The sequence below is a fragment of the Chloroflexota bacterium genome, from assembly GCA_018829775.1.
GTDB lineage: Bacteria > Chloroflexota > Dehalococcoidia > Dehalococcoidales > RBG-16-60-22 > E44-bin89.
Genome location: JAHJTL010000051.1, coordinates 18077 through 31036 on the forward strand (window position 1 = coordinate 18077; position 12960 = coordinate 31036).

The 12960-nt window shown below is 53.5% G+C and carries 16 protein-coding genes; 9 read left to right on the forward strand and 7 right to left on the reverse strand.

Annotated elements, in window-relative coordinates; genetic code table 11:
• Nucleotides 1-379: 379 nt before the first annotated feature.
• Genes KKD83_05060 through KKD83_05090 form a run of 7 tightly spaced genes read left to right on the forward strand, consistent with a single transcriptional unit; the run spans nt 380 to nt 6598 of the window.
• Nucleotides 380-1924, forward strand: a complete 1545-nt coding sequence (locus KKD83_05060; protein MBU2535519.1) for a methylmalonyl-CoA carboxyltransferase — start codon at nt 380-382, stop codon at nt 1922-1924.
• Nucleotides 1925-1972: 48 nt separating this feature from the next.
• Nucleotides 1973-3226 (forward strand): 3-isopropylmalate dehydratase large subunit, encoded by a 1254-nt coding sequence (locus KKD83_05065; GenBank protein MBU2535520.1) that lies wholly within the window; start codon nt 1973-1975, stop codon nt 3224-3226.
• Nucleotides 3227-3721, forward strand: coding sequence for a 3-isopropylmalate dehydratase small subunit (locus KKD83_05070; GenBank protein ID MBU2535521.1), 495 nt, complete (start codon nt 3227-3229; stop codon nt 3719-3721).
• A gap of 19 nt (nt 3722-3740) precedes the next feature.
• Complete coding sequence (locus tag KKD83_05075; GenBank protein MBU2535522.1) at nt 3741-4820, forward strand: isocitrate/isopropylmalate dehydrogenase family protein; 1080 nt, start codon at nt 3741-3743, stop codon at nt 4818-4820.
• A 14-nt stretch (nt 4821-4834) separates the two neighbouring features.
• Nucleotides 4835-5692: a fumarate hydratase gene (locus KKD83_05080; GenBank protein ID MBU2535523.1), complete on the forward strand. Its 858-nt coding sequence runs from the start codon at nt 4835-4837 to the stop codon at nt 5690-5692.
• Nucleotides 5693-6253 carry a Fe-S-containing hydro-lyase gene (locus KKD83_05085; GenBank protein MBU2535524.1) on the forward strand — a complete coding sequence of 187 codons (561 nt, stop codon included), beginning with the start codon at nt 5693-5695 and terminating at the stop codon, nt 6251-6253.
• Between the two features lie 3 nt (nt 6254-6256).
• Complete coding sequence (locus tag KKD83_05090; protein ID MBU2535525.1) at nt 6257-6598, forward strand: histidine triad nucleotide-binding protein; 342 nt, start codon at nt 6257-6259, stop codon at nt 6596-6598.
• Here KKD83_05090 and KKD83_05095 read toward each other — a convergent pair.
• Genes KKD83_05095 through KKD83_05105 form a run of 3 tightly spaced genes read right to left on the reverse strand, consistent with a single transcriptional unit; the run spans nt 6595 to nt 8443 of the window.
• Nucleotides 6595-7131 carry an NUDIX hydrolase gene (locus KKD83_05095; GenBank protein MBU2535526.1) on the reverse strand — a complete coding sequence of 179 codons (537 nt, stop codon included), beginning with the start codon at nt 7129-7131 and terminating at the stop codon, nt 6595-6597. The genes KKD83_05090 and KKD83_05095 overlap by 4 nt on opposite strands.
• Before the next feature lie 18 nt (nt 7132-7149).
• A complete protein-coding gene (locus tag KKD83_05100; GenBank protein MBU2535527.1) occupies nt 7150-7605 on the reverse strand; it encodes an N-acetyltransferase in 456 nt (151 codons plus the stop codon).
• Nucleotide 7606: 1 nt separating this feature from the next.
• Nucleotides 7607-8443: an NAD(+)/NADH kinase gene (locus tag KKD83_05105; GenBank protein MBU2535528.1), complete on the reverse strand. Its 837-nt coding sequence runs from the start codon at nt 8441-8443 to the stop codon at nt 7607-7609.
• A 137-nt stretch (nt 8444-8580) separates the two neighbouring features.
• Here KKD83_05105 and nusB point away from each other — a divergent pair, with 137 nt between their 5' ends.
• Both nusB and acpP read left to right on the forward strand, forming a co-directional pair.
• Entirely contained in the window at nt 8581-8991 is a 411-nt protein-coding gene (gene nusB / locus KKD83_05110; protein ID MBU2535529.1) for a transcription antitermination factor NusB, read from the forward strand.
• A gap of 25 nt (nt 8992-9016) precedes the next feature.
• A complete protein-coding gene (gene acpP, locus KKD83_05115) occupies nt 9017-9277 on the forward strand; it encodes an acyl carrier protein (protein MBU2535530.1) in 261 nt (86 codons plus the stop codon).
• Between the two features lie 94 nt (nt 9278-9371).
• Here the strand turns inward: acpP and KKD83_05120 are convergent, their stop codons facing one another.
• The 4 genes from KKD83_05120 to KKD83_05135 are packed head-to-tail and all read right to left on the reverse strand — an operon-like array spanning nt 9372 to nt 12544.
• Nucleotides 9372-11240: an aldehyde ferredoxin oxidoreductase family protein gene (locus KKD83_05120; protein ID MBU2535531.1), complete on the reverse strand. Its 1869-nt coding sequence runs from the start codon at nt 11238-11240 to the stop codon at nt 9372-9374.
• Nucleotides 11241-11242: 2 nt separating this feature from the next.
• Nucleotides 11243-11530, reverse strand: a complete 288-nt coding sequence (locus KKD83_05125) for a MoaD/ThiS family protein (protein MBU2535532.1) — start codon at nt 11528-11530, stop codon at nt 11243-11245.
• Nucleotides 11531-11540: 10 nt separating this feature from the next.
• Nucleotides 11541-11855, reverse strand: coding sequence for a hypothetical protein (locus tag KKD83_05130; protein MBU2535533.1), 315 nt, complete (start codon nt 11853-11855; stop codon nt 11541-11543).
• A gap of 14 nt (nt 11856-11869) precedes the next feature.
• Nucleotides 11870-12544 carry a GntR family transcriptional regulator gene (locus tag KKD83_05135; protein ID MBU2535534.1) on the reverse strand — a complete coding sequence of 225 codons (675 nt, stop codon included), beginning with the start codon at nt 12542-12544 and terminating at the stop codon, nt 11870-11872.
• Nucleotides 12545-12960 lie beyond the last annotated feature (416 nt).

Consider the following 12960-nt stretch of genomic DNA (forward strand, 5'->3'; position numbering starts at 1 on the left):
TGCCAATGCGGGTAGCGCTTATGGTTGAACTTCTCGATTCCAAACTGCTTACCTTACAGGTGAGAAAAATAATGAAATTTCGATTATTATTCTAGCATCTTCCCGGCACTTAGCAAAGTAATGGCTGGGAACAAACGTTGAAGGGAGTCCTAGAGGTGCGAAACCTACCTTTTAAGATATTGAGAAGTACTTATTAAACCGGGAAAGCATAATATCGGGGTGTTTAAGAGGGGCGAAGCCCCTCTTTTTTAAAATCTGCCCCCTCTCCTTGAGGAGAGGGGGATAAAGGGGGTGAGGTGGACCCATAAACTTTCGAAAAAGCGATTTGGCGGGGTTGAAGCATTGTGGTATTATTATTTGCGGTCGGAGGTAACGCAGCATGAGCGAGGAACTGGAGAAACTGTCCCAACTGGAGGCGGAAATAAAAGCCGGTGGCGGCGAAAAGCGCATCCAGCAACAGCATAACTCCGGTAAATTGACGGCGCGGGAACGACTTGACCTTCTTTTCGACCAAGGCACTTTCCACGAGCTGGACTTATTTGTGAAACACCGCTGCACCGATTTCGGCATGGGCGAGCTTTCCATTCCGGCTGATGGCGTGGTTACCGGGTACGGCCAGGTGAATGGTCGTACCGTGTGTGCCTATGCTCAGGACTTCACCAGCCGGGGCGGCACACTCGGTGAAATGCAGGCCAAAAAGATATGCAAGGTCATGGACCTGGCGATGAAGATAAAGTGTCCCACGGTCGGTCTGATTGACAGCGGTGGGGCGCGTATCCAGGAAGGCGTCAACGCTCTGGATGGCTACGGCAACATTTTTTTCCGCAACACCTGCGCTTCAGGCGTCATCCCGCAGATATCAGCCGTCATGGGACCGGCGGCGGGTGGGGCAGTCTACTCGCCGGCAATGACCGACTTCGTCTTCATGGTGAAGAAGACGAGCCACATGTATATCACCGGCCCCCAGGTGGTGAAGGCGGCTACCAGCGAGGAGATAAGCGATGAGGAACTGGGCGGTGCCATGACCCACAATACGAAAAGCGGCGTGGCCCAGTTTGCCTGTGATAATGACCGGCAGTGCATTGAAGAGATTAAAGGGCTGCTCAGCTATCTGCCATCGAGCTATGAAGAGAAACCACCTGACATAACTCCTAAAGATAAACCTGACCGTGCCGACCCGGCGCTGGATGCAATCATACCGCCTGAAGCGAGCAAAGTATATGATATGAAGGCGGTCATCCGCTCCATCGTGGATGACGGTGAGTTCTGTGAGCCATACCGGCATTATGCCATGAACATCATCACCTGCTTTGCCCGAATGAACGGGCATGTCATCGGCATTATCGCCAGCCAGCCGAGCCACCTGGCAGGATGTCTGGACATCAATACCTCGGACAAGGCGGCGCGTTTTATCCGCTTCTGCGATGCCTTTAACATTCCCCTGCTGACCATTGTCGATGTCCCGGGGTATCTGCCCGGGAGCCATCAGGAATGGGGAGGTATTATCCGGCATGGTGCCAAGATGCTATGGTGCTACTCCGAGGCCACCGTTCCCAAGATAACCTTGATAACGCGTAAAGCATACGGCGGGGCATACATTGCCATGTGTAGCCAGAGCCTTGGAGCCGACTATACCCTGGCCTGGCCCAGGGCGGAGATAGCCGTTATGGGGGCGGAGGGTGCGGCGGCGATTATCCATCGTCAGGAAATCAAGGATGCCCCTGACCCCGCCGCCAAAGAGAAAGAGAAGATAGAGGAATACCGTCAGCATTTCTATAACCCGTACATTGCGGCCAGCATGGGCTATATCAATGCCGTTATCCGCCCGCGCGATACCCGCCCCGAGATAATCGCGGCGCTTGAGGCGCTGCGCCATAAAGAGGAAATCCGCCCGCCGAGAAAGCACGGCAATATCCCGCTGTAACTTTTGTACTCACACCAGTAGTGGGTTCAAGGAGCCTCCAGCTTTTCAATGGGTAAGACATTAGCCGAGAAAATATTGAGCGTTAAATCGGGCAACGATGCTCGAGCCGGAGACATAGTTATTGCCCAGGTTGACCTGGTATTTATTCAGGACACCACCGGGCCGCTTACCGTCCGGCGGTTCCGTGAGAGCGGGCTGAAGAAGCTGGCCAGACCGGACAGGACGGCAGTGTTCATCGACCATGCCGTTCCCAGCCCGACGCATACGCTCTCAAACGACCATCTGGTGCTGCGCCGGTTTGCCGGTGAGACCGGAGCGATGATATCTGACATTGGTGAAGGCGTCTGCCACCAGCTTGTAGCTGAGTCCCTGGCCCGGCCGGGCGATATTATAGTTGCCTCTGACTCGCATACGGTGACCGCGGGCGGACTGGGTGCCTTTGCCACCGGCATGGGCTCATCCGACGTGGCTGTGGCCATGGGCCTGGGGAAGACCTGGTTCCGCGTCCCGGAGAGCATACAGATTACGGTCAACGGGCACTTTCAGAAAGGAGTCTCGGCAAAAGACCTCGTTCTCCATCTCATCGGGCAGGTCGGTGCCGATGGCGCAACTTACAAAGCGCTGGAATTCGGTGGTGACGGGATAAAAGAAATGTCGATGTCGCAGCGTTTCACCGTCGCCAACATGGCCGTGGAGGCGGGAGCCAAGGTCGGTATCTTCCCGTCTGACGATATAACCAGAGATTACCTGATGGCGCAGGGGCGCGGTGCGGATTACCAGCCTGTCTTCCCCGATGCAGACGCTGCATACGAGCAGACGATAAGAATTGACCTCGATACTCTGGAGCCCACCGTAGCTCGACCGCACACCGTGGACAACGTGGCATTGGCCCGTGAGTTAAAGGGGACGAAAATTCAGCAGGTCTTTATTGGCACTTGCACCAATGGACGACTGGAAGACCTGGAAATCGCCGCTGGCATATTGAAAGGTCAAAAACATCATCCGGACACCAGATTGATTATCGCCCCGGCATCGCGGCAGATATTTCTTGAATCTCTTGAGAAGGGCTACCTTCAGGCTCTGGTTGAAGCTGGAGCGACGGTTCTGCCCCCGGGTTGCGGGCCATGCCTCGGTCTGCACCAGGGAGTGCTGGGCGATGGGGAGGCATGCCTCTCCACCTCAAATCGCAATTTCAAAGGCAGGATGGGCAATCCGAAAGCCTTTGTCTACCTCGGCAGCCCGGCCACGGCGGCGGCAACGGCACTGGCCGGGGAAATCACCGACCCCAGGGAGGTAATGTAAGTGCTCAGAGGGAAGGCCTTCAAATTCGGCGACGGCATCTCCACCGACCATATCATCCCCGGTCGGTATGCATCCCTCAGGAGCAATCTCGACGAGCTGGCCAAGCATGTTCTGGAAGATGCTGACCCGACCTTCGTTTCACGGGTTAAGCAAGGGGATTTCATCGTGGCAGGCAACAATTTTGGCCTTGGCTCCAGCCGTGAACATGCCCCGCTGGTCATCAAGATGGCAGGGGTCAGAGCCATACTGGCCAAATCTGTAGCCCGTATCTTTTTCCGCAATGCCATCAATCTGGGGTTGCCGGTGCTGATCTGTGACACCGACAGCATCGATGATGGCGACGAACTGGAAATCGACCTTTCCGCAGGCACGATAAGAGATATCACCAATGGGCAGAAGCTCACCATTGGTAAAATCCCGAAGGTAATGCTCCGTATCCTCGATGAGGGCGGGCTCATTCCTTATATCAAGAAGCACGGCGATTTGAAGCTGTAATCGAAGGAGATAATTTCGAATGGCCTATAACGTTACCCTTATTCCCGGCGATGGCATCGGCCCGGAGGTCACCGAGGCAACGAAACGGGTGCTGGAAGCTACCGGCGTTGCCTTTCAGTGGGACGTGGCTGAAGCCGGCGCCGACATAATTGATAAATATGGAACACCGCTACCCGATTCCGTGCTGGAGTCGATAAGGAAAAATAAAGTGGCTTTGAAAGGGCCGATAACCACGCCGGTTGGCTCGGGCTTCCGCAGCGTGAACGTTGCCCTGCGTAAGGCGCTTGACCTTTACGCCTGCGTCCGCCCCTGCAAGACCTACCCCGGTGTGCCCTCTCCCTATAAAGATGTTGACCTGGTGGTCATCAGGGAAAACACGGAAGACCTTTATGCCGGCATTGAATTTGAACAGGGCACACCGGAAGCGGTTGAACTGATTAAGCTCACCGCACAGGCAAAGAGAGGCATTGTCAGCGAAGACTCCGGCATCAGCCTGAAGGTTATCTCGGAAACCGGAAGCCGACGCATTGTCCGCTTTGCCTTTGAATATGCGCGAGCTTACGCAAGGAAAAAGGTTACCGCTATCAGCAAGGCCAATATCCTGAAATTTTCCGACGGGTTGTTCCTCAAAGTCGCCCGGGAAGTAGCCCAGGAGTTTCAGGGTATTGAATTTGAGGACCGGCTGGTTGATAATATGACTATGCAGCTGGTGAAGAACCCGCGGCAGTTTGATGTCATCGTGGCGCCGAACCTGTACGGCGACATCCTGTCCGACCTCTGCGCCGGGCTGGTGGGTGGACTGGGCGTTGCGCCCGGTGCCAACATCGGCGATGAAATCGCTGTTTTTGAGCCGACCCATGGCAGTGCCCCTAAATACGCCGGGCAGAATAAGGTGAACCCGATGGCGTTGATGCTCTCCGGCGTTATGATGCTGCATTACCTTGGCGAGAAAAGCGCCGCTGATAGGCTGGAAAAAGCCATTGCCGATGTTATCGCCGAGGGTAAAAGCGTTACCTATGATATGAGGCCTGATGGTGCGTCCGTGGTCGGCACTTCACAGGTAGCCGACGCGGTGATTGAGAAACTGGCGGCAAGCTAAAGGGGGTGACACTGATAGCCGAGAAGCTAAGGGAAATTAAGACTAAGGACATCACCGATACCGTTGCCCAGCTCTGCCAGCGCGCCAACTCTGAGCTTGATGAGAGCGTCCTGGCGGTATTGAAACGTGCACAGGAGAGCGAACAGTCTCCCCAGGGCAAAGAGATACTGCATCAGTTGATTGAAAATGCCCGCGTGGCTGAGGCTAAGAACCTCCCCTTATGCCAGGACTGCGGCAGCACTGTTATCTTCCTTGAAGTGGGGCAGGACACACACGTGGTCGGTGGTGACCTTGAAACGGCGGTGGGTGAGGGAGTGAGCCAGGGTTACACGCAAGGATATCTGCGCAAATCCATGGTCAGCCAGCCATTTTCCGAGAGGAAAAATACCAAGGACAATACGCCACCCGTCATTCATACCGAGATTGTGCCGGGAGACCATATCAGGATTATCTGCCTGCCCAAGGGAGCCGGTTCCGAGAACATGAGTCGTCTGGCCATGCTGCGGCCGGGCGATGGCCGGGAGGGTATTATTGATTTTGTCGTCAGGACAGTTGATGAGGCCGGGGCCAATCCTTGCCCGCCACTGATTATTGGCCTTGGCATCGGTGCTACCTCTGAAGCTGCCATGCTGCTGGCTAAAAAAGCCCTGCTGCGTCCCATTGGCCAGCCGAATCCAGACCCGGAAATCGCGGCGCTGGAGGAGGAACTGTTGTCTCGCATCAATGACCTGGGAATCGGTCCTATGGGCGTGGGCGGCACCACAACGGCACTGGCGGTACATGCCGAGGCCCGACCGACACATATCGCCAGCCTCCCGGTAGCCATAAACTTTCAATGTCATTCCGCGCGCCACAAGGAGGCCAGACTGTAGATGGAAGCGGTGCATATAACCTCGCCTCTCGACCGAAAAACGATAAAGGAGCTGACCGCAGGCACGCCGGTGCTGATTTCCGGAACCCTTTACACGGCGCGTGACGCTGCCCACAAGCGGCTCGTTCAGGCACTTAAGAAGAGGGAAGAGCTTCCCTTTCCCTTGAGGGGGCAGACCATCTATTACACCGGGCCTTCACCAGCGAGGCCGGGTCGCACCATCGGTTCCGCCGGCCCCACCACCAGCGGTCGTATGGACATCTATGCGCCACGTCTGCTGTCCTCCGGTGTGAAGGCGATGATTGGCAAGGGAGGCCGCTCTTCAGAGGTTAGAGAGGCGATGCAGAAATACAAGGCGGTTTACCTGATTGCCACCGGTGGTGCCGGTGCTCTGATCGCCCAGTCGATTAAGAAGGCTTCGGTTGTTGCCTATGATGACCTGGGCCCGGAGGCGGTACGGATGTTAACGGTGGATAATTTCCCGGCCATTGTGGCCAATGATATTTATGGAAATGACCTGTTCGAGCAGGGCAGAGCCAAATACCGCAAAGAGAGGGGCTAGCGCATGGAATGCGTTTTCTGTAGGATTGTGGACGGCGAGCTTCCCAGCGATACGCTGTACCAGGACGATGAGGTGATGGCTTTCAGGGATATAAATCCTCTGGCACCCACCCACGTGCTGATAATACCGAAGCGTCATATCACCTCTCTGGCCGAGCTGAGTGACGACGAAACATCGATTATAGGGCATATGGCCAGAGTGGCCAACCAGCTCGCCAGGCAGGAAAACGTTGCCGAGAAGGGCTACCGGCTTGTTGTTGGCAGCGGCGAGGATGGAGGTCAGGTGGTCCCCCACCTCCACATGCACCTCCTCGGTGGGAGAAGGCTGTCGGACCGGCTGTGCTAGTCAGCTTTTTTCCTGAGGTATTCCAGGTAGGTAAGCAATCCGGCGATGCTCTTGGCATCGCAGATGCGTCCGGAAGCTATCAGGTCGGGTATTTCCTCGATTGGAACCCGGACGACGTTGATTTCCTCGGTGTCTTCGGCGATTAACTGGCTCGGGACCAGGTCGGTGGCAAGGTACAGGTACAGGTACTCACTGCTGTAGCCGGGCGCCGAATAGAAACCACCAAGCCTCTGTACCTTCCGGGGCATGTAGCCGATTTCTTCCCGCAGCTCGCGGCTGACCGCTTCTTCGGAGTCTTCACCCGGGTCAATACCGCCGGCCGGTATCTCCAGCAGTTCTTTCTCCACCGGTTTGCGGAACTGCTTTACCAGCAGCACATTGTTGTTCTCATCAATGACCACGACGGCAATGCAGTCGCTGTGTTCCACAATCTCCCGGGTTGTCTGCCGTCCGTTGCTCAGTTGGACAGAGTCCACCCTGAGTTTTACCACTCGCCCATCGTAAATCAACTGGCTGGATAAAGTCTCTTCCACTGGACTGCAACCTTTCATTTATAAATAACGGATAAGTGCTACCTCACCGCAGTCGGGGAATTTGGGGCAGCGGAAGCATTCAGTCCAGACCTTGCGCGGCATCTCCATCTTATCTATCTGGCTCAGGCCGAACTTCTCGAAGAAGGCGGGCTGGTAGGTGAGGCAAAAAACGGTGGGAATATCCAGCGACTCCGCTTCCTTCAGGCAGGTTTCAACGAGCATGGTACCAATGCCCTTTTTTTGATATTCCTTGACCACGGCGACGGCCCTGATTTCAGCCAGGTCGGACCAGATGACGTGCAGTGCCGCACAGGCGACCAAGCGCTCGCCCTGGCGGTAAACGAAATAATCACGGATGTTTTCGTAAATCTCGCTCAAGGAACGGGGCAGCATTTCGTCTCTATCGGCGAAGGAGTTAATCAACCGATGGATTTGAGGGACATCCTGGATTCTGGCTCTTTCTGCCGTGCTCAATTCACCGCTTTCCTTTCAGTTTTTGCTCCAGCGAGCGATAGAAGGTATCCTCGGGGTGTATCCGCAGGAACCGTGTCCGATGCGGACTCTGTTTTACTGTGATTGCCGCTCCATCAGAGAGGGGCACATTGATATGTCCGTCAACGCTGAGCGTTGCCTGCTGCGGTGCCGTAACATTTAACCGGGCTACTGTTCCTGCGGGCAATACCAGTGGATAGGCTGGACTAAGGTGGGGCAGGATGGGTACCAGTATAAAATCCTTTGATTGCGGGTACAGGATGGGCCCACCTGCGGCTAGGGAGTAACCGGTGCTGCCCGTAGCCGTCGCTATTATCACTCCGTCAGCTTTATAGTCGGTGAGGTGCTTTCCGTCGATGCTGGCTGCCACGCTAACCAGACGGGCAATGGCACCCCTCGCCACCACCACGTCATTCAGGGCGTGACAGGTGCTTGTCTTTTGACCATCGGCAGGAAACTCGGCCTGAAGCATGGCTCTTTCATCAATCCATCCTTCTCCAGATAACAGGAGAGGTAATTTGTCCACGGCCTCATCGGCGCTGAGTTCGGTCATAAATCCCAATTTACCCAGGTTTATGCCGATAATCGGCGTCATTCGTGGCACTATTGCCTGTGCCGACCGCAGAATGGTACCGTCGCCGCCAACGCTTAAAACCAGGTCGGTATCGTCAAGCTGTGCTCCGGCCGTTTCGCCTTCCCAGGCGGAGCACAGCCAGGCGGTGATGCCGCGGGAGGTTAGGAAATCCTGCAGCTCTTTTGCCTTGGTTCGGGTGGCTTTAACTAATGGATGGTAGAAAATGCCAACTTTTTTCACCGAAATGACCTTTTATGCTGGTTAAAATTAATGATAGTGTAAAGGGAACAAAGGGAAGTGTAGCAAGTATCGCCTTCGGGTGTCAAGGTGGAGAAGGTACGGTTGTACGTGATATAATATTTGATTGAGTTCGGGAGCTTTCTATGACCGGGTCAAGACGGAGAGCAAGGGCCATTGCCCTGCAGACGCTATATGAGGTCGATACCACGCGGCACGAGGTGGAAGAGGTATTGGGCCGACTTCTGGCTGAGGAAGACCTGTCCGAGGATAACAAAGCCTTTGTTCGCCAGCTGGTGAGCCAGACAGTACAACACCGCGAGGAAGTAGACCATAACATTCAGCGGTTTGCGCCGGCCTGGCCCATAGGCCAGATAGCGGTTATTGACCGGAATATTCTCCGACTTGCAATCTCTGAAATTTTATTTGATAATAGAGTAATAGTTAAGGTAGCTATCAATGAAGCTGTTGAACTGGCTAAAAAGTTCGGCGGTGAAAATTCATCAAAGTTTGTCAATGGCGTATTGGGTTCAATCAGTGCGCTCGCTAAAAGATGAAAGGTTTCCGGAAAGGGGGTAAAACGTGGCGACAATTTTTGAGCGAATAAAACCCATGGTTGTGGAACAACTTGGTGTTGAAGAAGAAAACGTAAAACCTGCAGCGAGCTTCGTTGAAGAATTGGGAGCCGATTCTCTGGACCTGGTAGAGCTGATAATGTCACTGGAAGAGGAATTCAGCACTCCGGCGAAGAAAATCGAGATACCGGACGAGGATGCGGAAAAGATAGTCACCATTCAGGATGCGGTTGATTACATTAAGGACCTGGGAGTAGAAGACGGCTAATTCCCCCTCTTAATATCATAAGATGATAAAAAAGCTCGGCACGAATTCGTGCCGAGCTATTAATATGACTGGTTCTCCAGTGTAACCGGCGGAACTAACTTCCCTTGTCGATATCCTCCGCAGCGAAGTCCAGCCCCAGTTCGACCAGCTTTTGCTTCGTCGGGTTGCCGGTCTTCAAGTCCCAGCCCCGGTAAGTATAGTAATCGTCTTTCAACCGTTCGAGGGTCTCCTTGGGGATGTAGCTTCCCTGCATCGGTCCTTCCGGTACCGGCTCTTCCATAAACCGGGCGGGAAGCTGGTCGTCTTCGCGGGTAAACCCCTCTCTTGCCGAAAAGCAGCGGATAATGTTCCACTGTCGTTCCGCAATCTTTCTGGCCCCTTCGTAGTCAAGTTCCCATCCTGTCACCGAATTGAGAGCATTGATGGTGCTATCGCTTATCCTGAGCGGACCCCAGACAGGCTCGCCCAGATGGCATACCAGCATGGAGTCGCAGAGGATAAGCCAGTGATTGACCTCTGCCGCTACGCCTCCCTTTCCTTCAATAATCTTGCGGTCGACCAGCCCGCTTTTTTCGGCAGTGGGCCTGATGTCATGGTGGCTGCCGCCTCTTGGGCCGGTGGCATAACCGACGGCGGCGGCGGGGAAGGGGCGGCAGGTATGGCCAGGAAATTCCAGTCCCTTATTCTGAATAGCAAAGTGGCTGGTGCCCTTGCCGACGATTTTCGCGGCGTCCCTTGTTCCCTTGGCCAGCAGTTCTCCCAGGCCCTCTCGTTTACCAATTTTTTCAATCATCTCGAGCATGCCATCGGCGTTGCCGAACCGTAAATCAATTCCATCGGTGTCTTTTTTGGTGAAGATTCCTTTTTCGTAGCATTCCATAGCCCAGCCAATGCACAACCCGGTGGAAATGAGGTCGATACCATAGTAGTCGCAGAGCTCGTCCGCCTTGCAGAGCACCTCGATGTTGTCAACCTCGCAGATGCTGCCGAAAGCGTAAATCGTTTCGTAGTCGGCACCGTTGATGACCGACTGGTACGGGCCCTTTGGCACGACGCTGTACTTGGTGCAGTTAATGGAACAGGCGAAGCAGGCGCGGTCGCCCTTGACCACCTGCTCTCTCATCACCTCACCGGTGATATTCTTCATCCCTTTGAAAGTCTCGGTCTGCCAGTTTCGGGTGGGCAGGATACCGCCTTCGTTCATGGCGGCCACATTACGTGGTGTGCCGTACCCGGAAAGGCCCTGTACCGCCGGAGTGGTGGCGAAGAGCTCATTGATTCTGACGGCCGTGTTATAGACCCTGAGCATATTGGGAACCGTGACGCTTCCTGTGCCCCGGACGGCGATTGCCTTGAGGTTTTTCGAGCCCATCACCGCCCCCAGCCCACCGCGACCGGCCGCCCTAATGTCACAGAGAATCATGGCGTAAGGCGCTTTCTCCTCACCGGCCAGCCCGATGGTAGCGATGTGTATCTCCTCATCGCCAATTTCCTTCCTTAAAATATCCTGTGTCGTAAACGGGTCTTTGCCCCAGAGGTGGCTGGCATCTCTTATTTCAACCTTGTCATCGTCAATCCAGATATATACTGGTTTGTCTGCCTTCCCTTCAAGGATAAGGCCATCGTAGCCGGCGAACTTGAGCTCCGGGCCCAGAAAGCCGCCGAATATGCTGTGGAAAAACGATTTTGTATATGGTGACTTGGCACAGAACGAGGAGCGCGAAGCCGCTGGAATCATCGTGCCGTTTACCGGGCCGGTCATCATGACCAGCTTGTTTTCCGACCCCAGGGGGTCGATTTTGGGCGGAATTTCTTCATACAGCATTCTGGCCGATAACCCGACGCCTCCAACGAAGTCCCTTGCCAGGTCTTCCCTGAGGTCTTCCTTGGAAATACCCTTATTGCTGAGATTGACTCTAAGTAGCTGTCCCATATACCCGCCGTGTGGAAAGCTTTTTGCCATGATTAACCTCCTCCTATTGGAAAGATGATGGCGACTTCATCGCCGCTTTGGATTTTATGGTCGATATCAGATGTGGAACTGATAATAGCATCATTCAATTTGATAAGGAACGGTGCCATCTGACCGGTATTCGGGTCCCAGATTTTATTTTTAAAAGGCTGGCCATACTGGCGTACCAGTTCATCGAAAAGCCCACCAACCGTTTCCGGTTTGTTTACCTCTATTTCAACAACATCAGAACCGAGCACGTCTCTGATAACTGAGAAACTTTTGACCTTAACTTTGGCCACTTCCTGTTACCTACTTACTCACCGATTTTAACCATTCTTCGGCAATCTTCTTTGCCTCGGAAACCTTCGGTCGTTCCGGTTTGGTCTCCATTTCCTTCCACTCGATTGCCTTGGGTAAGCAGAACTGGATGCAGGCCGGATTGCCAAAGCAGTAATCACAGTTATCGAGGATTATCGGCACGGGAATCTCGGGTATTCCGACCAGGGATACCTTGATTCTTGAATCTCTGGGGTTGAAAGCACCTGCTTTTACTGCGGAACAGGCCAGTTCGCACAGTTTACAGCCAGTGCATTTGTCCATATGTACTTCAATGTGCTTCTCCAAGACCGGACCTCCTCTTATTGTTTATACTCTCTCAGAAGAGCCAGCAGGGCATCCTCTTTAGCCAGTCTGATGTGCTCACGCATCGTCTTCTCACACAGTTCAGGGTCCTTCAATTGCAGAGCCAGCAGTATCTTCTGGTGACCATCCAGCGTTCTCTGCGCACCCTCAATTGACTGCAGGGTTTCTTTACGGTGCCGCAGCACCTGTTTTCTCATATCAACGATCATTCGGTAGAGGCGCAACGTATCGGAGACGAGCTCGTGAAGGTGGTCGTGAAAGCGGGTGTTCCATTTGAAAACATCGCCCATCCGGCCTGCTTCCAGCGCCGCCTGCGCTTTGTCAATAAAGGTGCCCAACTGCTGAAGGCTATCCTCGTTGATTCTTTCCGAGGTGATTCTCAGTGCATATCCTTCCAGAATGGCGCGGAGTTCAAAGAGCTCTTCCATTTCTTCTTTCGAATCTCCGGAGACGATAAACCCTCTCGTTTCCAGAGGGCGAATCAGGCCTTCAGTCTCGAGTTTAGAGAGTGCCTCTCGAACGGGGGTACGGCTTGCTCCCAGGGTTTCCGCAAGGTGTTCTTCGGTTAACCTTTCGTTAGGACCGAGGTGGCCGGAAAGAATCGCCGCCTTAAGGTTCTCGTAAACTCTTTTCCGGACGGGAACATCTCTCTTTTCAATTCGACTATGCACGGCCATTTCACGGTAATTGTATACAAATAGAGGATAATTTGTCAATAAGTTTTATATATTTACGTCTATAATATATATTTATTGTATACATTTATCTACAGTCAACAAACAAGAGATTTCAAGACGAAAATAAATTCAAATCATTTCGATTAGCGTAAATCTCGCTCATTCGCAGTCATTTTATACTTGACATAGATGGCCCAGTTTAGATAACATACCTTCAAAGAGACCATGGGAAAAATATTTCTCGCTCTCTGTTTAACATCTTTTAACCCCCCTCGGTTAAAGTCCGGCCTAGGCTACCTTTTTCCCAATGTCATTAAATATAGGAGTAGGTCTGTTGGTTAAATTTTCACTCATGCCCAGAGGCAAGATATTCTTTGAGCTTTACGAGGAAAGCGCGGAAAACATGGTCG

Bases quoted from the DNA above. Each gene is read 5' to 3' on its own strand.
- KKD83_05075 (MBU2535522.1), top strand. From the start codon at position 3,741: ATGGCCTATAACGTTACCCTTATTCCCGGCGATGGCATCGGCCCGGAG.
- KKD83_05060 (MBU2535519.1), top strand. From the start codon at position 380: ATGAGCGAGGAACTGGAGAAACTGTCCCAACTGGAGGCGGAAATAAAA.
- KKD83_05085 (MBU2535524.1), top strand. From the start codon at position 5,693: ATGGAAGCGGTGCATATAACCTCGCCTCTCGACCGAAAAACGATAAAG.
- KKD83_05065 (MBU2535520.1), top strand. From the start codon at position 1,973: ATGGGTAAGACATTAGCCGAGAAAATATTGAGCGTTAAATCGGGCAAC.
- nusB (MBU2535529.1), top strand. From the start codon at position 8,581: ATGACCGGGTCAAGACGGAGAGCAAGGGCCATTGCCCTGCAGACGCTA.
- KKD83_05090 (MBU2535525.1), top strand. From the start codon at position 6,257: ATGGAATGCGTTTTCTGTAGGATTGTGGACGGCGAGCTTCCCAGCGAT.
- KKD83_05120 (MBU2535531.1), bottom strand. From the start codon at position 11,240: ATGGCAAAAAGCTTTCCACACGGCGGGTATATGGGACAGCTACTTAGA.